The sequence below is a fragment of the Vibrio diazotrophicus genome (genome assembly GCF_038452265.1).
GTDB classification, from domain to species: domain Bacteria; phylum Pseudomonadota; class Gammaproteobacteria; order Enterobacterales; family Vibrionaceae; genus Vibrio; species Vibrio diazotrophicus.
In genome coordinates this window covers 817,963-839,029 of the sequence record NZ_CP151842.1, presented here as the reverse complement: position 1 = coordinate 839,029, position 21,067 = coordinate 817,963, and the positions used below count along the sequence as shown (strand labels likewise).

The window sequence follows — 21,067 nt, the reverse complement described above, 5'->3', positions numbered from 1 at the left end:
GTAGGATTAGATCTCCCTAAATATTTAGCATTTTTATAAATGGGCGCATTAGAGCAAGATATCCAGATTCAGTTACACCAACTCAAAATGCAGTTGGAACAGACGCGTTTAACACACAGGGATAGCTCGCTCAAATTTAAACTAGAGCAAAAAGTCCTAAAACGAATCGTCGCATCACTCAGTCTTGCCTGTAAGGGCGAGGATAGTCGCCTCAACCAAAATTTGGTCGAATTACGAGAAGCGCTTGAGCAGCAGAAAGATGTCAGCATTTTAATTCCTCGCTTGGCCGTATTGGAGCGCATGTTGAAGAAGCAAACGTTAGACACCGAAAAGCAGAACCAACATTTAGATGAACAGGTAAAGCATAGCGGTGAAGTATTACTACGCATCCCTGGTTTACCGTCTAAAATCAAACGCGATCTTCGTGATCTTCTCAGTTTTTCGACTGGGCAGAATCTGTCTAAAGTAGAGCAAGCTTTACGCCTTCTTACTATCTATGAACGCTCAATAAAAATCATCACCTCAAATCCGAATGCCGTCGTTGAAGAGCTGACTCAAAGTGCAGACAAAGAAATTCTTCTTAAGTTAAACGAAGAGCTACAACAGCTCATCACTGAGCTTGATTTTGAAGGTGAGTCTGGAGATTTACTGAGTGATATTCGAGCTAAGCTGCTGATCGGTGTTAGTACACAAGTTTTACTCGAACTCACACTAGAAGTATTGAAGCTGGTTGTCGCTGGCACGAATTACGAAAGAAAGACGTCTGAAAAGTTTTTAGAGCAGGTGAACGCATCTTTGTCCACCAGCTTAAAAAGCTCTGCCCTGAACGTTGAACAAAGCCATAACTATTTCGAACACCGCAAAGATATGCATCGGGAACTGAGTTCTCTGGTCTCAAGAAGTCAAACTGCGGTTCGAGATGGTACTGAAATCAACGCTCTTAAAAACACTTTAAATCCATTAATGAGCGAATTAGCTTCGCTCTCTGAACGACTGACACTGGCAGAAGCTCGTGAACAAGCGTTAATTGAGCGTATGGATTACACCAAAAACCAAATGGAAACGCTTTTCGAAGTGACGCAAGATTATCGTCGTCGCCTAGAAGATCAAGCTCAGCGCATGCTGCAAGATCCGCTCACCAAGGTTTACAACCGTACTGCATTTAATGACCGTCTAGAACTCGAATACCGTCGCTGGATTCGCGCACAACACAACCTTCGCGTTGTTATGCTCGATATCGACAAATTCAAAGTGATCAATGACAGTTTTGGTTATACCGCCGGTGATAAAGCACTGAAAATTATCGCTCGCACTATCAAGAACAACATTGAAGATACTGATACTGTAGCGCGCTTTTCTGGTGAAGAGTTTGTGTTGTTACTGCCAGAGCGTTCTGATTCAGAGTGCTACCAGATTGTGCAAAAAATTCAGCGCAGCATTTCCCATTTGCCGTTTAAGTTCCGTGACAAAAACATCACTATCACTTTAAGCGCAGCAAGTACCTTGTTTAAAGACTCTGATTCTCCTGAAATCGTTCTTGAGCGCCTACATTTAGCGCTGAATAACGGGAAAAAATTTGGTCCAAATCAGATCACTTGGAAATAACAGCAAGCAAGGCACAGCAAATAAAAGTAAACTGAGCGAATTTTAAGCAAACTCACTTCAATTACACGATACATATCACAGTTTATAGAGTATCGTGTTCTCCTTACTATACAAAGCACACTAGATTGAAACTTGAAATATCAACAAGTTAGCTTATTGATACTGATATACCCATCAAGAAACGGATTTGCTGCTTTTTATTCGCGTCTACGCCTTTTTTCATTGCATAGAAAATCATGCTAGTAATGAGGCTCTCGAATCTTCCTACGCACTTTCTGAACACCTGTTCGTCTTGATTGGTATATGATGTGCTATCTCCACTAGCGTTTAATTAAGGTCCTCGCGATCTTCTTTCCCTCTAAATAAGGAGGCTCTCATGATCACTCAAGTCAGCCCGGCGGGGAGTATGGATTTACTCTCACAACTGGAAGTAGAACGATTAAAAAAAACTGCATCCAGTGATCTTTACCAGCTGTACCGCAACTGTAGCCTAGCGGTACTGAACTCTGGAAGCCATACCGATAACTCAAAAGAACTGTTAGATAAATACACGAATTTTGATATCACGGTAATGCGCCGTGAACGTGGCGTAAAACTGGAACTCACCAATCCGCCAGAACACGCGTTTGTTGATGGCCACATTATCAAAGGGATTCAGGAACATCTGTTCTCAGTGCTGCGTGATATTGTTTACGTCAATATGCACATCGCGGAAGGACAGAAGCTCAATCTCACCAACTCAACACACATTACGAACTTAGTGTTTGGTATTTTACGTAACGCCGGAGCGCTTATTCCGGGTACGGCTCCAAACTTAGTGGTGTGCTGGGGTGGTCACTCAATCAACCCTGTCGAATATCAATACACCCGTGAAGTAGGTAATGAGCTGGGACTACGTGAGCTAAATATCTGTACCGGATGTGGTCCGGGGGCGATGGAAGGTCCAATGAAGGGCGCGGCGATTGGTCACGCTAAACAACGCTATGCGGATAAACGCTATATTGGTTTAACTGAACCTTCAATTATCGCTGCAGAGCCGCCAAACCCAATCGTGAATGAACTGATCATCATGCCGGATATCGAAAAACGCTTAGAAGCATTTGTTCGAATGGCTCACGGTATTATTATCTTCCCGGGCGGGCCGGGTACAGCTGAAGAACTGCTTTATTTACTGGGTATTATGATGCATCCGGACAACGCAACTCAGCCGATGCCAATCGTCTTAACTGGCCCGAAAGAGAGCGAAGAGTATTTCCGTTCAATTGATGAATTTATTGGTGAAACGTTGGGCCCAGAAGCCCAGAAACACTACACCATAGTGGTTGATGACCCAGCGGAAGCCGCGCGCATCATGAAAAATGCCATGCCTAAAATTCGTCAACAACGTAAAGACAACGAAGACGCGTATAGCTTTAACTGGTCTTTGAAAATTGAGCCTGAGTTCCAGCTTCCGTTTGAACCGACTCATGAAAACATGGCTAACTTAGATTTGCACCTTAACCAACGTCCAGAAGTTCTGGCTGCGAATTTACGCCAAGCGTTCTCCGGTATCGTTGCGGGTAACGTGAAAGCGGAAGGTATTCGTGAAATCGAACGTCATGGGCCTTTCAGACTTCATGGTGATCCGAAGTTGATGAAGAAGATGGATAAGCTGCTAAAAGACTTTGTCGAGCAACATCGTATGAAGCTTCCGGGAGGAAGTGCTTATGTACCTTGTTATCGTATAGAAAGTTAGTCTGTGAGTATGAAAGACGAGCTACGGTAGTAATCTCATTGAATTTCATTAGAATAAGGGGCTATCGCTCCTTATTTTTTTGTGTTTATGTCTATTCATCTTGTCATTATTGATGCTCTTAACCTCATTCGCCGCGTTCACTCAGCGCAACCTGATCCTAATGATATCGAGCGAACCATAAACACGACCTCTCGAACACTCGCACGTATAATCAGCGAATCTGAACCGACACATATTATTGCTGTGTTTGATCACCACCTGCAGGACAGAGGATGGCGAGCAGAGCTATTGCCGTCTTATAAAGAAGGCCGTAAGCCAATGCCTGAGCCCTTACAGCAAGGATTAGATCGTATTCAGCAAGCTTGGTGGGAGTTAGGTATTGATTCACTGCTTTCTGAAGGCGATGAAGCGGATGATTTGGTGGCAACGCTGGCGTGTAAAGTGGCAAGCCACAATGAAAAAGTCACTATCATTTCCACTGATAAAGGCTATTGCCAACTGCTCTCTCCCACATTGCAAATCAGAGATTATTTCCAGCACCGCTGGTTGGATGCACCTTTTATTGAAAAGGAATTTGGGGTTAAGCCTTCACAGCTTGCGGATTACTGGGGATTAACGGGCATCAGCTCCAGCCAAGTTCCCGGTGTTGCTGGAATAGGCCCTAAAGCTGCCAAAGAGATCCTGACTCAGTTTGCTAGCATTGAGGAAGCCTTTGCGAGTTCGGAACTTGCCCCCAAATACCGCAAGAAGCTCGACGAACATATTGAAATGGCGCGTATTTGTAAGCAAATCTCCACGCTGAAGACCGACATTGAACTTGGCTTTAATCTTCAAGACATTCGCTTTAACAAAGAGTGACTAGCACATACACAAAAAACGCGCTTAAGGCGCGTTTTTTTGTATATATGGCTATCTTCTAACCAATTGAAACTGCAAGTACAAGTCAGGTTAATGAACGCAGCCCTTACAGCTTCAATTAAAACGAGGATTAGTGTGGAGAGATCGTTTTTAACGTTTGTACATGCACGGTAATTTCTTCACGGTCATGATAAAGATGTTTCGCCTGAAGCTTGAACTTAACATTATGATCTTTTAGGAAAATCTTTAAGTTCTCAATATCTTGCAGCACTTCATCGTAACGACCTTTCATTGGCAGTTTAAGGTTAAAGATCGCTTCTTTCGCCCAACCGCTAATGATCCACTCGCCCATCAACTGTGCCACACGAGAAGGCTTTTCAATCATGTCGCAAACCAACCAAGTCACGTTTTTACGTGGCGGCTCAAATTTGAAACCATCAACCATATGATGTTTTACCTGACCGGTTTCCATCAAACTGTCTGCCATCATACCGTTATCGATAGCATGTACGAACATTGAACGTTTAACGAGTTGATAAGTCCAGCCGCCGGGGCACGCGCCCAAATCAACCGCCCACATGCCCGACGCTAAACGGTCATCCCACTCTTCACGTGGAATAAATACATGGAATGCTTCTTCCAACTTTAGTGTTGAACGACTTGGCGCCTCCGCTGGGAATTTCAAACGCGGGATGCCCATAAAGAACTTAGAATTGTTCTGGCTGTATGAGTAACCGACGAAACAATGACCAGACTTAACAAAACACACATGCAGAACAGGTCGTTTGGCGTTGTCTTTTGCAGTCAGGATACCTTTACCACGCAACGCTTGGCGCAGTGGCACAGTGAACTTACGACAGAATTTCAGCAGTTCTTTCGCTTCATTAGTATCTGGTGTTTCAACACGAACATCGCCGCACATTGGAAATGCTTCGATGTCAGCAAGTTCAGATAAAATCGGCGAAATACGGTCTTCTGTTGGTAAAGCAGTAAACTCAGCCGCCACAGCAAACATCTGGCGAGAGAATATCAGCGCCTGAAAATCGATATTCTTTATCAGTTTGTCTGCATCGCCGTCTTGGTAGCACTCAAACAAAACAAAGCCTGAGTTGTTAACGACACGAGGGAAACCAAAAACCTCAAGTTGGGTTGCTTTATCTTGGATCTCGCCTGCGCACTCTTTTTCAAAGCCCGCACGACAATAGAGCATCACTTGTTTCACTGTTTCACCTCATCAAAATTTATGGCAGCCAGAACAAACATCGCCCAGCCAATCATAAAGAGTAGACCACCCATTGGAGTAATTGGTCCAAACCACTTTATTCCTGTTAGGGCTAGCGCATATAAGCTGCCACTAAAACAAAAGATGCCGATGATAAAGCAAATCGCCGCGCGGCTAAAATATTTTTGCGCTTTTTCACTGCGAGACAAAACCAACAAAATACCACAAGCAATCAAAGCTGCCGCATGGATGAACTGATACTGAACCCCTGTTTGGAACACGTCTATCTGATACGGCGTGACATACGCCTTTAACCCGTGAGCAGCGAATGCTCCCAACGCAACGGCGATACCAGAAAACAAACCACCTAAGGTGAGCAAATACTTACTTTTCATTGTTCAGTTCCAGAATAAATTGAGTTAAATGTTCCACGGCAAGAGCGATATTACTGACTTCAGTATGACCGGATGACTTGCGAGGTTTGAAGCTGTGGTCGCCATCGGGAATATATTCAATCTTTACTTGGCTACTAAACTGGAAGCTTGAACACTCTTCTCTGCTACCAAAGGTATCGCGCTCACCTTGCAAAATCAGACACGGTTTTTCCAATGAAGCCAAATGTTCTCCCTTATACTTTTCAACTTTACCCGGCGGATGGAAAGGAAAACCCAAACAAGCAATACCTTTGACCATAGGGTTATCGCTTAGCATCGAAGCCATTCTTCCGCCCATAGATTTACCACCGATAACAACCGGTTGAGACGCATGCTCGGCAATGACTTGTTCGAATGCTTCCAGAAGTTTCGGCGCGCGGTCCGGCGGTCGACGTTTACCGTCTTCCGCTCGTTTTACCATATAAGGAAAATTAAAACGTACGACACGAATGCCTTTACTTGCGAGTCCTGTTGCCACTTGCGACATAAACTCGTGCTCCATATCTGCACCAGCACCATGGGCAAAAATAAACAGAGGGGAGTTCTCCTCCCCCTCTATTCTTACGTTATTCATCTAATATGACCTCTTGCTCGCTACGTGCTTTCTTCAGCATCCAGTCGCGGAATGTCGCAATACGCCCCATATCCGCTTGCTTCTCATGACAAACCACATAGAAGGCGTTCTTAGTCATTAGTACTTCATCAAACGGCGCTACAAGGCGGCCTGCGTCGATTTCTGGTTGTGCCAATACGTTGTTCCCCAATGCAATACCTTGCCCGTGAACAGCCGCTTGTAGCACCATGGTTGAGTGACTAAAGATTGGTCCGTGATTCACGTTTACCCCATCGATATGGTTCTCTTTAGCGAACTGTTTCCAATCGCGACGTGAAGTATCGTGTAACAAAGTGTGTAGAGGAAGATCGCTTAATGAGTTCAGTGGCTTCTGACCCAGTAACAAAGAAGGCGAACAAAGAGGAATCAAAAACTCTTGATAGAGCTTATCAGCACGTAAACCAGGCCAGTGACCTCGCCCATAATAGATAGCGACATCCACATCATCCGTCAACGAGCCTTCTTCCATATCGACCGCTTTAATACGCACATCAATATCCGGTTGCTGTTGGTTAAAGTCGGCAAGCCGAGGCACTAACCACTGAATGGCAAAGCTCGGTGGAAGACTGATGGTCAACGCACCTTTTTCACTACGTTCCAATAACTTATCGGTCGCTTCAGCCAATGAACCAAAGATATCTTTGATGTCCAGAAAGTACGCTTGTCCCTCTTCGGTAAGCAATAAAGAGCGATTACGACGACGAAATAGCTTTAATCCTAGAAACTCTTCAAGAGCCTTAATTTGATGACTAACAGCGGCTTGAGTCACAAAAAGTTCTTCTGCTGCACGAGTAAAACTCAAATGGCGAGCGGCGGCTTCGAACACTTTCAGTGAGTTCAATGGAGGTAATCGTCTGGACATGGTTCAATCCTATGTATTGTTCCAAATATTCATTAGTTTTTTTTATCTGAAACATTATAAATTGTCCATTGCTAACCAGCCAGAGAAAATCTATATTTCGTCCCGTAATATGAGCCTGAACGGCTTGATTCTCCTGAATCAATTGGCTTTATTATTACGATGTTGTGTTTGCATACTCGATTTTCGAGTTAGGTAGAATTCTACCGCCTGTTTTGTGCAGTTATCCCCTGTTACAAAACATATACTTCCTGTATTTATTTTGACCTGTCTGTCAAATTTTTAGCACCGCCTATTGGCGGTGTTTTTTTATGTCTGAATATCTGACAAACATAAAAAAACGCAACCTGAATCAACAGGTTGCGCCTTTACTATTTAGTGTATTCAGCTAACGCTTATGGGCGATAAACTTTCACGTTCTTGTAGCCTTGCTCTTGCAAGTACAGAGCTTGTAAACGGCTCATTACGCCACGTTCACAATACAATAAGTAAGTCTTAGACTGATCAAGATCGCCAAACTGAGTTGAAAGTTTGAAGAAAGGAATGTGCTTCACTTCCACACCATCAATCTCTAGCGGCTTATCTTCTTGTTCATCTGCACTGCGAATATCAAGTACAACTGCGTGTTCCTGAACCGCTGCAACTTGCTCTACTTCAGGCGCTTGCTCTTGGCTCTCTTTCTCAATGTCACGGATATCCATAACACGAGCGTCGTACACTACTTTGTCCAGAATAGAGAAATCGAATTTCGCTTCTTCCGCTTCCAATTTCGCTTTCACCGCTTTAACCGTCGGGCTCTTCGAGATAACACCACAGTATTCTGGCATTGTTTTCGCGAAGTCTTCAGTGCCGATTTCACGAGCAAGCGTGATGATGTCTTCTTTATCCCAGTTAATCAAAGGGCGAAGAATCAAGGTATCAGTCACACCATCGATATGGCGCAGGTTAGTCAGAGTCTGGCTTGATACCTGACCTAATGCTTCACCTGTAACCAAAGCTTCAATATTGAATTTTTCTGCGACCTGACCAGCTGCACGCATAAACATGCGCTTAAGAATAACGCCCATTTGGCCGTCATCTATTTTCTCAAGAATTTCCGCCACAACCGGTTCGAAATCAACAGAGATGAAACGCACCTTGGCAGAAGAGCCATATTTGTTCCATAAGAAGTGGGCAACTTGCTTAACACCAATCTCGTGAGCAGGGCCACCTAAGTTGAAGAAACAGTAGTGAACTTTTGAGCCACGCTTAATGTGTAAGTAGCTTGAAACACCCGAATCAAAACCACCAGAGATCAGGCTTAGTACATCTTCTTGAGTACCAAGAGGAAAACCACCTAACCCTTTGTAACGTTTGATTATCTGGTTGAGCAACTCATAGTTAACTTCAACGTTAATCGTCACATCAGGATTGGTTAGCTTAACTTTTGCGCTTTCAACCGCTTGGTTTAGACCGCCACCAACGTAACGCTCAAGCTCGATTGAAGAAAAATCGTGTTTACCACGACGCTTAGCTCGAACCACGAAGGTTTTGTTTTCAATCAGATGACGGCTAGTTTCAAGCACTTGCTCGTAAATATCGTGAAGATCTTTGAATTCTGACTGCTTAACTTCCAAAACTTGTTGAATACCCGGAGTTCTGGTCAAAATTTCCAGCGTTTCATTAAAGAAGCGGTCACTTTCAGAGGTCACTTCAATGTGGTCACGACGGTTAAATACAGCAACGCCTGTCGTACGGCTCTTTACGATATTGCGAATATTAGACTCAAGAATTTTCGTGAAGCGCTTACGCACCGACTCACTTTTAACAAAGATTTCTGGATGGGGCTTAACAATAAATTTCATAAGTGTCTTCGCAATTAAAGTATTAACGTAATAGTAGCTTGTACTTAGCTACATCTCTGAACTCAGCAATAACGCTAATTTCATCGACGACCAGAGTGGGTATCACTAAGGGGGCGAGATTATACACGATAATGACGCAACGATAAAAGCGCGCCAAAGAAAAAGGCAAGCCTGATGCTTGCCTTTGAACTGTATTTCGTCGCTTAGCTACTGAATTGAGCCAGCTTGTGCTGATGGTATTTCATCACTGTACATCGGCTCGCCCTGCATAATGCTGATTTCCACACGACGGTTACGAGAGCGTTGAGCAGCGGTGTCATTAGGTCCCAAAGGCTCGGTATCAGCCATACCTCGTACCCGCAAGCGCTGATGTGAGAAGCCGCGCACCGATTCCATCTCTTGAGCCACAGACACGGCACGCTGAGAGGAAAGATCCCAGTTTGAACGATACAATTCCGAATCAATTCTCTGGTTATCAGTGTGACCAGAAACCCGAACGATACCCGGAACATCTTTAACCAGATCGGCTATCTGACGAACCAAAGGACGGAACTTAGGTTGCAAGAAAGCAGAACCTTCAGGGAATGCGCCTTTCTCTCGAATACGGATAACAATCTGTTGACCAAGGTTATCCACTTCGATTGCACCTTGCTCGATTTCCCGTTGCAGCGCGTTCTTAATGGTTTCCATCAAGGTCTCAGTCGCTTCTGAAGTTGCCTGAGATTGCTGTTGTTGAGATTCTGACTCGGTATTTTGATTGTCTTCGGACGATGTTTCTGGCGACTGACCACCAGTCATATCGCCAGCATCACGCATAGTACCACCAGCACGATCTTCGTCCCCTTCGTGGAACTCTAACGTCTGCTGAGTGATGTCTATGGTTTGCTGCATAATAACATCGATAGGTGTCGGCTCAGGGCGCCCTGGACGGAACTCCTGAGCAATGATGCTGGTACCTTTTGGAATGTCTTTCACTTCCAGACGGTTTTGCACACCAAAAGCAAATTTCATCGAACCGGCAATCTGCTTGAACTTCAGTACGTCCATTTCCGAAAACGAAAGCAGCAGTACGAAGAAGCACATTAACAGGGACATTAGGTCTGCAAATGTCCCCAACCAAGCGGGAAGCCCCGGAGGTGGACATTTACACTTTTGGTCATCCATCATTTGCTCCGGTTATTCGCTATCAATATCAAGAGCTCGTTTGCCCTCGTTGAGGTAGTTCTTCAAGTAGCTGTCAATCACACGTGGGTTTTGACCATCTTGGATTGCCAGCACACCATCCATAATAAGACGGCGGTTTAATGTTTCTTGTTCACGGCGAAGCGATAATTTGTCTGCAATTGGGAAGAACACCATGTTCGCAAGAACCGCACCGTATAAAGTGGTTAAAAGTGCAACCGCCATTGCAGGGCCGATGGCTTTCGGGTCATCCATGTTCGACAACATTGCAACCAGACCAACAAGCGTACCGATCATCCCCATCGCGGGTGCAACGTCACCAAATGCGCGGAAAACACCCGAACCAAATTCGTGTCGCTCATCCGTTAATGCAATGTCTTTTTGTAGAGTTGCACGAACCACATCCGCGTCATGACCATCTACCAGTAAATCAATGCCCTTTTGCATAAAGCTGTTACTGATTTCCATCTCTTCCAAAGCAAGGAAACCACCTTTACGTGCAGCGTCAGCCATTTCTACGATTTTTGCGATCAAATCTTCTGGTTCGTCGGCTTTGAACATGAATGCTTTACCAGCAATTTTAGCAGCTCCAAAAAACTGCCCCATGGTAAACTTCATCAAAACAACAAAAGTAGAGCCACCGACAACAATAAGAATTGAGGTTACGTCGACGAACATCGTTAGGCTTCCACCTAAAACCATCGCCATAATAACGAAAGCTAGGCCACCAATCAGACCTATCAGCGTAGCTAAATCCACGAAGCACTCCTCAGACAATATGTTCGCATTGATTAGAGCCGAACGACTCTCAGTTATTCTCTTATCGACAAGAGAATCAAATTCTTAAATAGAAAATTGACGAAAGGACACTTGTGCCTCAATTACGCCAACAACAAGTTTATACTTAAAGCGTGCCAATATGCACCTTCGGTATTCATAGATTGCACAAAATGCTCATTAATTACGAATAACGCACCACCGTGAATTTTCATATTCGTTATCGGTATCGACTAAAAACCTCCGTAATTCTGACAAAATTGGTTGGTTAAATTTGACCATCAACACAGGCTAAGGTAACTTTCGTGCATCTTTCCCAAGGCAATAATATTATGGCGAGTAAAAAACCAGAAAACATGTCTTTCGAGGCGACCATTGAAGAGTTAGATCAAGTGGTCGAGCAGCTAGAAAATGGTGATTTAACACTAGACGATGCACTGAAAAAATTCGAACGTGGTATCGCTCTTGCTCGCTCAGGTCAAAGTAAACTGGATGAAGCGGAACAGCGAGTTAGCATTCTGCTAAGCAACACAGATGATGCGCCACTCAGTGAATTTAACGAATTACCTGAATAACTGATATTTATTGTTCTTAACTATTTATTGTCTCTCGTCGTTTTTTCTCTGATTGATAATGCGACTAGCGGCTGAACGAAACGTTTAAGAGTGTCCTATGATTGAGGCTCTAACCTCTTATCAAAAACGAAATAATGAGCAGCTTGACCAGTGGTTAAACCGCCTGCCAAACCAAGACTTAGCGCTGATTGAAGCAATGCGTTATGGCTTACTGCTGGGCGGTAAACGTGCTCGCCCCTATTTGGTCTATATAACAGGCCAAATGCTAGGTTGCTCTATTGAAGATATAGACACCCCTGCATCAGCAGTGGAGTGTATCCACGCGTATTCACTTATCCATGACGATTTACCAGCCATGGACGATGATGAGCTACGCCGTGGGAAACCGACGTGCCATATTAAGTTCGATGAAGCGACGGCGATCCTAACCGGTGACGCCCTGCAAACCTTAGCATTTACCATTTTGGCCGAAGGTACTCTGTCTGAAGAAGGCGAAGTCAATCGTATCAAAATGGTTCAGGTACTTGCTGAAGCTTCCGGTGCACAAGGTATGTGTTTAGGACAAGCACTTGATCTTGGCGCAGAGAATCGTCTTATTTCGTTGCAAGAGCTCGAAACAATTCATCGCAATAAAACCGGCGCACTTATGCGCTGTGCGATTCGTTTAGGGGCTTTAGCCGCTGGCGAGAAGGGCCTACAAGTTCTGCCACAGCTTGATAAATATGCCGATGCCGTTGGCCTCGCATTTCAAGTACAAGACGACATTTTGGATGTCATCGGCGATACCGAAACTTTGGGTAAACCTCAAGGTTCAGATCAACAGCTCAACAAAAGTACGTACCCAGCTCTATTAGGATTGGACGGAGCGATAAATAAAGCCCAAACTCTGTTACAGGAAGCACTTCAAGCACTTGAAGCCATTCCTTACAATACAGAATGTCTTGAAGAGTTCGCCCGATACGTCATCGAGCGCAAAAATTAACACTATAAGCGCGCATAATTATGACTCTTGATATTTCAAAATATCCAACACTGGCTCTGGCGAATACGCCGGACGAATTACGCAGTCTGCCTAAAAACATTCTGCCAAAGCTTTGTGATGAACTCAGAACGTATCTGCTTAACTCTGTTAGTCAATCAAGCGGACACCTAGCTTCTGGCTTAGGTACTGTTGAACTGACAGTGGCGATTCACTACGTCTACAACACGCCATTTGATCAGTTGATTTGGGACGTGGGTCATCAGGCTTATCCGCATAAAATCCTGACGGGGCGTCGTGAGAAAATGCCTACGATTCGCCAGAAAGATGGCCTTCATCCTTTTCCGTGGCGCGAAGAGAGCGAATACGACACCTTGTCTGTCGGTCACTCCTCAACATCTATCAGTGCTGCTTTGGGCATGGCTATTTGTGCTGGCAAAGAAGGCGCTGATCGTAAGATCGTCAGCGTGATTGGTGACGGTGCGATTACCGCAGGTATGGCATTTGAAGCCATGAACCACGCTGGTGACGTTCACCCAGATATGCTGGTTATTCTCAACGACAACGAAATGTCGATTTCAGAGAACGTTGGCGCACTGAACAACCATCTTGCTCAGGTGCTGTCAGGCAGTTTGTACACTTCCATTCGTGAAGGCGGTAAGAAAGTTCTCTCTGGTATTCCACCAATCAAAGAATTGGTTCGTCGTACGGAAGAGCACCTGAAAGGCATGGTCGTTCCGGGAACGCTTTTCGAAGAGTTGGGCTTTAACTATATCGGCCCTGTTGACGGTCATGATGTGATTGAACTGGTCAAAACATTGAAAAACATGCGTGAGCTTAAAGGCCCGCAGTTCCTTCATATTATGACGAAGAAAGGCAAAGGTTATGAACCAGCGGAGAAAGATCCGATTGGTTACCACGGCGTGCCTAAGTTCGACCCAAGTCATAGCAGCTTGCCTAAGAGCTCAAGTACCAAACCGACCTACTCGAAGATCTTCGGTGATTTCCTGTGTGATATGGCTGCGCAAGATCCAAAACTGATGGCAATCACACCTGCGATGCGTGAAGGCTCTGGCATGGTTCGCTTCTCGAAAGAGTACCCATCTCAATACTTCGACGTGGCGATCGCTGAGCAACATGCCGTGACATTAGCAACAGGTATGGCAATCGCTAAATACAACCCGATTGTGGCGATTTACTCAACCTTCCTGCAACGCGGTTACGATCAGTTGATTCACGACATCGCTATTATGAATCTACCAGTGATGTTTGCTATCGACCGTGCAGGGCTTGTCGGTGCTGATGGTCAGACTCACCAAGGTGCATTCGATTTAAGCTTTATGCGTTGCATCCCGAACATGACCATCATGGCTCCGGCAGATGAAAACGAATGTCGTCAAATGCTGTATACCGGTCATCAACATCAAGGCCCGAGTGCGGTCCGCTACCCACGAGGCAACGGTATGGGTGTTGAAATCAAGCAAGAGTTTACTGCGCTTGAAATCGGTAAAGGTCGCATGATGCGTCAAGGTGAAAAAGTGGCGATTCTAAGCTTCGGTTCCCTACTTCCTTATGCACTGGAAGCGGCTGAAGAATTGAATGCAACCGTGGCTGACATGCGATTCGTCAAACCATTAGATGAAGCACTAATCAAAGAACTTTCAGCGAGCCACGATATCATTGTGACACTGGAAGAGAACGTGATTGCAGGTGGCGCAGGCGCAGGCGTTGTTGAGTTTATGATGAAAGAAAAAATCATCAAGCCGGTGCTGAATCTTGGTCTTCCTGACCAGTTCATTGCTCAAGGAACCCAGGAAGAGATGCATGCTGAACTTGGTTTAGACGGTGCTGGCATCAAAACTGCCGTAGAATCCTACCTGAATAAGTAATCCAATAAGATTATTGCTACGAAAAAGCCTTCTCAGAGAGAAGGCTTTTTGCTTTGTGTAAGACCTGCAATTTAAGGCTGTGGATGGTTCCACTCAAACTCAGCAAACAACTTTTGCCAGCTTTCATCAAATGAAGCCTTTAATACCAACTCTTGCTTAGTGTACGGATGGACAAAACGCAGTTCGCTGGCGTGCAGCAATAAGCGATGACAATCGTACTCTTCGCGATACAAGCGGTTATGTTTACCATCACCATGCGTGGTATCACCAACAATTGGATGACGAAGATGCGCCATATGACGACGCAACTGATGTTTACGCCCTGTCTTAGGCTTCATTTCAACTAAACAGTAGCGAGTAGTTGGGAATTTTCCGGTTGAAAACGGCACTTCCACTTTGGCAAGTGGTTGGTACTCGGTCACCGCAGACTGTGCTTCTTTATCTTGCTTGGCAAACTTATCGGCAATTTTATCCAGCTCTTCTTTGAGCGGATAATCCAGCACATCGCCCTCTTCAATCCAACCACGGACAATTGCATGATACGTTTTCACCATTTCATGATTAGCAAACATCGGCATAACGTTGGAAGCAATTTCGCTCGATAACGCAAAAACCAGCACACCAGACGTCGGTCGGTCTAAACGATGCAATGGAAAAACATGCTGACCAATTTGGTCTCTCAATGTCTGCATCACAAACTGAGTCTCATGCTTGTCCAGCCATGAACGATGCACCAACATTCCCGCAGGTTTGTTTACCGCCACCAAATACTCGTCTTGGTAGATAATTTCCAACATTACTGACATACCCTATCAATATGGTTTACCACCAGCAAAACAGCCTGAAACTTATCTTGATGCTTCCAGACTTCCTCAAAATAAGGCGACAACTCAAACCCTCTTGGAATCGCTTGTCCTTCATCAAGTAACTTCTGCATTGTCGGGATAAAAACCCATTGAAGCCACTCATGCGGGTCAAGCGTATCGATGGAAAATGGCTCAACACTCTGCATCGCTTCCAAGCTCGGAGGCGTTGACTGCCATACTTCACATTGGCGCATTTCAGCTTCTAACTGCTCCAAAGCTTGGGCCAGTTTTGTGTTAATTGTCATGATTCACCAAGTTTATTGGTCGTACACCTTGAAAAAGGGCCATAGAGTACCATTTATTGGGGAAAGAAGGGTTACTTGCCCCAAAGAAAAGTAGGAACATTTTGCTCCCATGGACAATATTCAAACTCTGACAGCGCTGCTAAAAAACAGTGGCTGCCAATATCAAATTTTCGACCTTGGCCGACGTATTCAACCGATCGACAACGATCAGTTTTCGCACGTAGAACAAGGACATCAAGCTTACCCATATACTGTAAAGCGAACCGCTCACCTTGCTATTGCGTACTGGAATGAAACCAAACAGCCTTGGATTTGGTTTCTGAAATTTGCTTTAGACGAACGAGGATTGTTGCTACAAGCGGATGTGGGGCAATTCATTAAGTACGTGGTTGAAGCTATGGGTACTCGTCTGAATAAAGAGCTTACCGAAGAGCAGCAGGAAAAACTGGCAAACAATCCCTACACCTTTAAGCCTTCTGAAGACAAAATGGCGGTCTTCCACAGCCAAATTCGCGCTGAGCTAGATATGCCTTGCAGTCAGTATTACGAGCACGCACAGCACTATTTCTCGGGCGGTCTTGGCTGGAACAACTGGCAAACCGTAGGTCTGCAAGGTATTACCGATATCTGCGCACGCTTAAGCCAAGAACAAAACGGACCTATGGTGCGTAAGGCGCTTTCTCACTTACCCACGCAGCCTCTTTATGCGCTGCTTGGAGCACTTGAGCATACTAAACTGCCCGCTAAACTGGCCGAACGTCTTGAAGAATTTGCGCAGGCAGAGATATCAAGCAAGGACCCAGATCTGTTCTTACTGTCGGCATTAACTCGTGCGCTTTCCGGTTCAGATGAAAAACTGCTGAGCAAGATTGTCGATGCTATCTTAGCGAGCCCGCGTTTAAGCCATCCTGAAGTTCTGATTGCGATTGCAGGTCGTGCGTGGCACGTTTTGAACCTAAATTCGCGAGCAGAGCAGTTCTTACTAAGGCTGGCACAAACAGGCAACCAGACTCTGTTCAATCAGCTATTTGCCGACTTAGTCATGTTGCCAGAGCTAAGAATGGTGTTATTACCACTTCTGCATGGCACACCATCTGAAGAGCTCGCTCAAGCGCTGATTAAACTTCAACAAGATACAAAGTCTTAGGATAGAAGATGATTGGAGACTTATTGGCAATTTTGGCGCTGTGCTTTGTCTGTTTTCTCTTTTGGCAACAAAGGCGTCAGTCTGAAATCGCAAAGTCACATGTATTGAGAAAGTGCGATCAGCTTGAACTCCAATTGCTAAGCGTCTCATTCGGCGGCCACAAATGGAAAACCAGCGATGGTCGCTGGTTTTGGCATACGGTTTACTTGTTTGAATTTTCGGCTTTAGGCGACGACTGTTACCAAGGAAAGCTAGAAATGCGCGGTTTCATCCCAATGCGCTTTAACTTGCCACCGCATCGGATGGTCTAATCCATTCGAAGTCATAACTCGGGGCGAAATATTCTTCATTTTCGCCTTTGTTTTCAAACCCTAAAGCTTGCAATATCTTAATCGCGGAGAGATTTTCAACTTCCGCACTCGCAACGACTCTCATCAGTCCTAATCGCTCACAGGCTTTGGGGAAAAACGCTTTTAATGCTTCAGACGCTAAACCTTGCTTCCAGTACAGCTTATCGAAAATAAAGCCCAGCTCAGCTTTAATATCATCGCGCTCGATAAACACATGTCCCATAAACTCACGATTATAGTTATCCAAAACCGCCATTGCATGAATGGAGGAGTCATTGAGTACGCGCTTGAATAACTCTCTTGATGCCGAAACTGTTTTAGGGCCGTTCATATATGCCCTGTTTTTAGCACAGCAATTCAGCATCAAAAAGTCCAACTCGAACGATTCTGTATAGGGAATTAACAGTGTTCGTCGTGTCACTATTGTCACAAACAATCCTTGTTCCAACATCAAATGAATAGCGTTTTTGCTATTACTAACAAAAACAAAAAAATTTAAGCCACTGATTATTTTTATTATTTTACTGATTTTCGCATAGATAACGATAAAAAGGTCACTATGTGGTCGGTAGAAATTATCGCAGAGATAACAGAATTTGAATTGGAAAACTTCAAATTAAGAAAAACCCCAACACCTAAGTGCTGGGGTTTAAGTCTTGTGCGCAGCAATCCGGCTACAAATACGTGCTTCCTGCATCATCCTTAAAAAACCGAATCCTTCAGTCAAATCCTTGCATCGCCTTCCTAGCGGTGTCCGTTTTCATCCTTTGTGCTAACTTTCCTGTTAGCGCTCATCACTTGTTCCTTGAGCGGTGTCCTTCCCATCGTCCTGATGGTGTCCTACCCTTTCCTAGGGTTTATCCTTTTTGCTTTCCTTGCCAACTAACTTCCTGTTAGCTGTTGAATCCGTTCGTATCCGTATCCATGTAGTGATTTATCCGTTAATCACTTTTTCGTCCTGAAATCACCGTCCAGTGGTGTATCCAATTCCATGTCAGTTCCCTTCCGACGAGGTTTAATCTACGCCTTTGGATTTTTTGTGCAATTACCTGATCGCAAATATTTCTGCATACAAAGCAAACAGAAATATTAAAACAATAAAATTCAATAAGTTAAAACAAGAAAATAGCATTTTCCGCTTCACAAAACTCTGATATCTCACACTACTTGTAAGAGATCTCGCACAAGAACGTATTACTTTCACTAGCTCTCTTGAGCTGAAGAAAAACGAACGAAGACACGCTAAAACTTTTAAGCAGGAATAATCCATCGATCTGATATAAAATCACGCCAACAGATAGAAGGATGACCTATGCTCACACAAGACGTCACTAAAGAGCTCGAAAGTGTGCTCACCACTCTGCAACAGCAAGGAAAAGAACCGACTGTTGCGTTAGTTAGAGCACGTATGAGTACATCAGTTCCTATGGCTGCCCTAATTGCTGCGATTAAAAGCTGGAAGAATGCTAATCGTGTTCCGAAAGTAGAAATTGCGGCAAAAGCCAATGGGGATACGGATCGTATTACTCAGTTAGAACAGACCATAGTTCAGCTCACTCAGCGTATTGAACAGTTGGAACAACAAATTAACGGTAAAACTCAATGAAGATATGGGTTGACGCAGACGCTTGCCCGAAAGTGATAAGAGAAACGATTGTACGTGCAGCAGAACGCACAGGGATAGAGTGTACCTTCGTAGCTAACCACATCATTCCAGTACCTAAGCGAGTCAATATTCACTCCATTCAGGTCCCTGCAGGTTTTGATATTGCTGATAATGAAATTGTAAGACGAGTAGAAGCGAACGACTTGGTTATCACTTCCGACATTCCCCTTGCCGACGAAGTTATTACCAAAGGGGCATTGGCGCTTAACTCACGCGGTGAGCTTTATACGAAAGACACCATTAAAGCACGCCTCAATATTCGCGACTTTATGGAAACAATGCGATCAAGTGGTATTCAAACCGGAGGCCCAAGTGCCCTGTCTCAGACTGATCGACGCGAGTTCGCTAACCACTTAGACAGATATCTGGCGAAGTTTAAAAAATAGCTCGATTCTAAATACAAAAAAACCTGCGAATCTCGCAGGTTTTTTCTTATCTATATAACTAATCAAGCTATATAACCAATCAAGGTATGTAGCTTAAAGCGAACATGACTTATGGCGTATAGTACGTTGCAGCACCTGGGCCTACTGGTAGACCTAGCAAGAATACCCAAACGTAGAACAACAAGCTCCAACCTACGATAAAGCAAATTGAGTAAGGCAGCATGGTTGCGATTAGCGTACCAATACCTAGATTCTTCATGTAGCGAGTTGCAACCGCAAGGATCAGACCAAAGTAACTCATCATTGGTGTGATGATGTTGGTGGTTGAGTCACCGATACGGTAAGCCGCTTGAATCGTTTCAGGCGCATAACCGACTAGCATTAACATTGGAACGAAAATTGGTGCCGTTACTGCCCACTGCGCCGATGCTGAACCGATCATCAGGTTGATGAAGCCACACATCAGGATAAATGCGAAGAACAACATTGGACCTGTTAAGCCGATGTTTTGCAGGAAGTCTGCACCTGCAACAGCAAATACCTGACCGAAGTTAGTCCACTTGAAGAATGCTACAAACTGAGCAGCAAAGAATACCAATACGATGTACATGCCCATAGAAGACATAGATTTCGCCATCGCATCGATAACATCACGGTCAGTTTTCATCGTACCCACAACACGGCCATAAACGTAGCCAGGGATTGCGAAGAATACGAAGATGAAAGCAACAATACTTTTCAGGAATGGTGAACCAGCAACAGTACCTTCAGCAGAGCGAAGAACACCGTCAGCAGGAACGATAGTCCAAGCAAGAAGAGCACTTACTGCAAGTACTGCAATACCAGCAAGCTTCAAACCACGTTTTTCAATATCAGTCAGAGTACCCATCTTGTCTTTAGAAAGGTCTTCTGCTGCCTCTTCTGGGTTGTATTTACCCAGTTTAGGTTCAACGATCTTCTCAGTTACGTAAGCACCCATACCTGCGATAAAGAAGGTAGAGACAAACATGAAGTACCAGTTCACTTCTGGGCCAACCGTGTAAGTTGGGTCAATCATTTGTGCTGCGGTTTCAGTAATACCTGAAAGCAGTGGATCAACAGTACCAATCAGAAGGTTTGCAGAGTAACCACCAGATACACCTGCAAATGCGGCAGCCAGACCCGCCAGAGGGTGACGACCTAAAGAGTGGAACAACATAGCTGCAAGTGGAATCAATACCACGTAGCCAAGTTCAGATGCTGTATTAGAAATGATACCTGCAAATACAACTGTAACTGTCACCATGCGAGCAGATGCGCCCATAACAAGGCCACGCATTGCAGCAGATAAAAGACCAGAATATTCAGCAATTGCCACACCAAGCATAGCAACAAGCACTGTGCCTAAAGGTGCGAAACCAACAAAGTTTTTCACTAGGTTAGTTACGATCAGTTGTAAACCTTCAGCATTAAGCAGGCTAACAACGTGGATCATACCATCAGCGGCACGGCCTTTAGCGCCTTCTGGACGTGGGTCCATAACTGAGACTTCAAAGTAGCCTGCAATACCTGATGAAATAAGAATCGCTAAACAGAAAATAGCGAATAAAGTAATCGGATGGGGTAATAGATTCCCTAAATACTCAACACCATCTAAGAAGCGGGTAAAAAGTGACTTTTTAGGTGCTGGTTTGTTTATTGAAGCAGACGAACTCATCTGTTTCCTCCTTGTAGTTTTCTCTATGCATTTGTGACAAAAATGTCAAAAGCGCGGCGAAGAGTACTTGAGGGAGTGAACATTACAAAATCAAAGATGTTACAGATTATTTCAAATTAAGCATAAAATAATCCAAATC

General features: G+C 44.5%; 21 protein-coding genes. 10 read left to right on the top strand and 11 right to left on the bottom strand.

Features of this window, described 5'->3' with window-relative positions; translation table 11 throughout:
• Window positions 1–39 precede the first annotated feature (39 nt).
• The 3 genes from AAGA51_RS03820 (at window position 40) to xni (ending at window position 4,198) form a co-directional block, all read left to right on the top strand.
• On the top strand, window positions 40–1,605 hold the full coding sequence (locus AAGA51_RS03820; RefSeq protein ID WP_042488911.1) for a GGDEF domain-containing protein: 1,566 nt from the start codon (window positions 40–42) through the stop codon (window positions 1,603–1,605).
• 376 nt (window positions 1,606–1,981) lie between these two features.
• Window positions 1,982–3,340, top strand: coding sequence for a nucleotide 5'-monophosphate nucleosidase PpnN (gene ppnN, locus AAGA51_RS03815; RefSeq protein ID WP_042488915.1), 1,359 nt, complete (start codon window positions 1,982–1,984; stop codon window positions 3,338–3,340).
• An 87-nt stretch (window positions 3,341–3,427) separates the two neighbouring features.
• Window positions 3,428–4,198 (top strand): flap endonuclease Xni, encoded by a 771-nt coding sequence (gene xni, locus AAGA51_RS03810; RefSeq protein WP_042488919.1) that lies wholly within the window; start codon window positions 3,428–3,430, stop codon window positions 4,196–4,198.
• A 130-nt stretch (window positions 4,199–4,328) separates the two neighbouring features.
• Here xni and rlmM read toward each other — a convergent pair whose 3' ends face one another.
• From rlmM to pomA, 7 genes are all read right to left on the bottom strand, one after another.
• Window positions 4,329–5,420 carry a 23S rRNA (cytidine(2498)-2'-O)-methyltransferase RlmM gene (gene rlmM, locus AAGA51_RS03805; RefSeq protein WP_042488922.1) on the bottom strand — a complete coding sequence of 364 codons (1,092 nt, stop codon included), beginning with the start codon at window positions 5,418–5,420 and terminating at the stop codon, window positions 4,329–4,331.
• Window positions 5,417–5,815 carry a DUF423 domain-containing protein gene (locus AAGA51_RS03800; protein WP_042488925.1) on the bottom strand — a complete coding sequence of 133 codons (399 nt, stop codon included), beginning with the start codon at window positions 5,813–5,815 and terminating at the stop codon, window positions 5,417–5,419. Before AAGA51_RS03800 ends, rlmM begins: the two co-directional genes overlap by 4 nt.
• Window positions 5,805–6,428: an alpha/beta fold hydrolase gene (locus AAGA51_RS03795; RefSeq protein ID WP_042488928.1), complete on the bottom strand. Its 624-nt coding sequence runs from the start codon at window positions 6,426–6,428 to the stop codon at window positions 5,805–5,807. The genes AAGA51_RS03800 and AAGA51_RS03795 overlap by 11 nt, the downstream gene beginning before the upstream one ends.
• Window positions 6,421–7,329 carry a transcriptional regulator GcvA gene (locus tag AAGA51_RS03790; RefSeq protein ID WP_042488931.1) on the bottom strand — a complete coding sequence of 303 codons (909 nt, stop codon included), beginning with the start codon at window positions 7,327–7,329 and terminating at the stop codon, window positions 6,421–6,423. Before AAGA51_RS03790 ends, AAGA51_RS03795 begins: the two co-directional genes overlap by 8 nt.
• Window positions 7,330–7,721: 392 nt before the next feature.
• On the bottom strand, window positions 7,722–9,170 hold the full coding sequence (thiI, locus tag AAGA51_RS03785) for a tRNA uracil 4-sulfurtransferase ThiI (RefSeq protein ID WP_042488934.1): 1,449 nt from the start codon (window positions 9,168–9,170) through the stop codon (window positions 7,722–7,724).
• Between the two features lie 207 nt (window positions 9,171–9,377).
• Window positions 9,378–10,334, bottom strand: a complete 957-nt coding sequence (locus AAGA51_RS03780) for a flagellar motor protein MotB (RefSeq protein ID WP_042488937.1) — start codon at window positions 10,332–10,334, stop codon at window positions 9,378–9,380.
• A gap of 12 nt (window positions 10,335–10,346) precedes the next feature.
• Window positions 10,347–11,111: a flagellar motor protein PomA gene (gene pomA, locus AAGA51_RS03775; RefSeq protein ID WP_042488941.1), complete on the bottom strand. Its 765-nt coding sequence runs from the start codon at window positions 11,109–11,111 to the stop codon at window positions 10,347–10,349.
• 350 nt (window positions 11,112–11,461) lie between these two features.
• Between pomA and xseB the strand changes: the two genes are divergently transcribed.
• The 3 genes from xseB to dxs all read left to right on the top strand — a co-directional run bounded on the left by xseB (window position 11,462) and on the right by dxs (window position 14,572).
• On the top strand, window positions 11,462–11,704 hold the full coding sequence (xseB, locus tag AAGA51_RS03770; RefSeq protein ID WP_042488944.1) for an exodeoxyribonuclease VII small subunit: 243 nt from the start codon (window positions 11,462–11,464) through the stop codon (window positions 11,702–11,704).
• A gap of 97 nt (window positions 11,705–11,801) precedes the next feature.
• Window positions 11,802–12,686: a (2E,6E)-farnesyl diphosphate synthase gene (gene ispA / locus AAGA51_RS03765; protein WP_042488947.1), complete on the top strand. Its 885-nt coding sequence runs from the start codon at window positions 11,802–11,804 to the stop codon at window positions 12,684–12,686.
• 20 nt (window positions 12,687–12,706) lie between these two features.
• Window positions 12,707–14,572, top strand: coding sequence for a 1-deoxy-D-xylulose-5-phosphate synthase (dxs, locus tag AAGA51_RS03760; RefSeq protein ID WP_042488950.1), 1,866 nt, complete (start codon window positions 12,707–12,709; stop codon window positions 14,570–14,572).
• Between the two features lie 71 nt (window positions 14,573–14,643).
• On the opposite strand, the gene truC is transcribed toward dxs, so the two are convergent.
• Together truC and AAGA51_RS03750 are read right to left on the bottom strand one after the other, a co-directional pair.
• Window positions 14,644–15,378: a tRNA pseudouridine(65) synthase TruC gene (gene truC, locus AAGA51_RS03755; protein WP_174435427.1), complete on the bottom strand. Its 735-nt coding sequence runs from the start codon at window positions 15,376–15,378 to the stop codon at window positions 14,644–14,646.
• The gene (locus tag AAGA51_RS03750; protein ID WP_042488956.1) at window positions 15,369–15,683 is read right to left on the bottom strand and encodes a YqcC family protein; all 315 of its coding nucleotides are present in this window, start codon (window positions 15,681–15,683) and stop codon (window positions 15,369–15,371) included. Before AAGA51_RS03750 ends, truC begins: the two co-directional genes overlap by 10 nt.
• Before the next feature lie 109 nt (window positions 15,684–15,792).
• Between AAGA51_RS03750 and AAGA51_RS03745 the strand changes: the two genes are divergently transcribed.
• Together AAGA51_RS03745 and AAGA51_RS03740 are read left to right on the top strand one after the other, a co-directional pair.
• Entirely contained in the window at window positions 15,793–16,830 is a 1,038-nt protein-coding gene (locus tag AAGA51_RS03745) for a DUF3549 family protein (RefSeq protein WP_042488960.1), read from the top strand.
• 8 nt (window positions 16,831–16,838) lie between these two features.
• Window positions 16,839–17,141, top strand: coding sequence for a DUF3301 domain-containing protein (locus AAGA51_RS03740; RefSeq protein ID WP_042488963.1), 303 nt, complete (start codon window positions 16,839–16,841; stop codon window positions 17,139–17,141).
• Here the strand turns inward: AAGA51_RS03740 and AAGA51_RS03735 are convergent.
• Window positions 17,113–17,610, bottom strand: coding sequence for a GNAT family N-acetyltransferase (locus AAGA51_RS03735; RefSeq protein ID WP_081878767.1), 498 nt, complete (start codon window positions 17,608–17,610; stop codon window positions 17,113–17,115). The two genes, AAGA51_RS03740 and AAGA51_RS03735, sit on opposite strands and share 29 nt — an antisense overlap.
• 882 nt (window positions 17,611–18,492) lie before the next feature.
• On the opposite strand from AAGA51_RS03735, the gene AAGA51_RS03730 reads away from it, so the two are divergent.
• Entirely contained in the window at window positions 18,493–18,786 is a 294-nt protein-coding gene (locus tag AAGA51_RS03730) for a hypothetical protein (protein ID WP_042488970.1), read from the top strand.
• Window positions 18,783–19,232 (top strand): YaiI/YqxD family protein, encoded by a 450-nt coding sequence (locus AAGA51_RS03725; RefSeq protein ID WP_042488973.1) that lies wholly within the window; start codon window positions 18,783–18,785, stop codon window positions 19,230–19,232. Before AAGA51_RS03730 ends, AAGA51_RS03725 begins: the two co-directional genes overlap by 4 nt.
• A 109-nt stretch (window positions 19,233–19,341) precedes the next feature.
• On the opposite strand, the gene AAGA51_RS03720 is transcribed toward AAGA51_RS03725, so the two are convergent.
• Entirely contained in the window at window positions 19,342–20,928 is a 1,587-nt protein-coding gene (locus AAGA51_RS03720; RefSeq protein WP_042488976.1) for an AbgT family transporter, read from the bottom strand.
• Between the last annotated feature and the right edge of the window lie 139 nt (window positions 20,929–21,067).

Coding starts and splice junctions, on each gene's coding strand:
- ispA (WP_042488947.1), top strand. CDS start 11,802: ATGATTGAGGCTCTAACCTCTTATCAAAAACGAAATAATGAGCAGCTT.
- AAGA51_RS03720 (WP_042488976.1), bottom strand. CDS start 20,928: ATGAGTTCGTCTGCTTCAATAAACAAACCAGCACCTAAAAAGTCACTT.
- AAGA51_RS03740 (WP_042488963.1), top strand. CDS start 16,839: ATGATTGGAGACTTATTGGCAATTTTGGCGCTGTGCTTTGTCTGTTTT.
- thiI (WP_042488934.1), bottom strand. CDS start 9,170: ATGAAATTTATTGTTAAGCCCCATCCAGAAATCTTTGTTAAAAGTGAG.
- truC (WP_174435427.1), bottom strand. CDS start 15,378: ATGTCAGTAATGTTGGAAATTATCTACCAAGACGAGTATTTGGTGGCG.
- AAGA51_RS03745 (WP_042488960.1), top strand. CDS start 15,793: ATGGACAATATTCAAACTCTGACAGCGCTGCTAAAAAACAGTGGCTGC.
- AAGA51_RS03820 (WP_042488911.1), top strand. CDS start 40: ATGGGCGCATTAGAGCAAGATATCCAGATTCAGTTACACCAACTCAAA.
- AAGA51_RS03780 (WP_042488937.1), bottom strand. CDS start 10,334: ATGGATGACCAAAAGTGTAAATGTCCACCTCCGGGGCTTCCCGCTTGG.
- dxs (WP_042488950.1), top strand. CDS start 12,707: ATGACTCTTGATATTTCAAAATATCCAACACTGGCTCTGGCGAATACG.
- AAGA51_RS03730 (WP_042488970.1), top strand. CDS start 18,493: ATGCTCACACAAGACGTCACTAAAGAGCTCGAAAGTGTGCTCACCACT.
- ppnN (WP_042488915.1), top strand. CDS start 1,982: ATGATCACTCAAGTCAGCCCGGCGGGGAGTATGGATTTACTCTCACAA.
- AAGA51_RS03795 (WP_042488928.1), bottom strand. CDS start 6,428: ATGAATAACGTAAGAATAGAGGGGGAGGAGAACTCCCCTCTGTTTATT.
- AAGA51_RS03790 (WP_042488931.1), bottom strand. CDS start 7,329: ATGTCCAGACGATTACCTCCATTGAACTCACTGAAAGTGTTCGAAGCC.
- AAGA51_RS03725 (WP_042488973.1), top strand. CDS start 18,783: ATGAAGATATGGGTTGACGCAGACGCTTGCCCGAAAGTGATAAGAGAA.
- xni (WP_042488919.1), top strand. CDS start 3,428: ATGTCTATTCATCTTGTCATTATTGATGCTCTTAACCTCATTCGCCGC.
- AAGA51_RS03750 (WP_042488956.1), bottom strand. CDS start 15,683: ATGACAATTAACACAAAACTGGCCCAAGCTTTGGAGCAGTTAGAAGCT.
- xseB (WP_042488944.1), top strand. CDS start 11,462: ATGGCGAGTAAAAAACCAGAAAACATGTCTTTCGAGGCGACCATTGAA.
- AAGA51_RS03800 (WP_042488925.1), bottom strand. CDS start 5,815: ATGAAAAGTAAGTATTTGCTCACCTTAGGTGGTTTGTTTTCTGGTATC.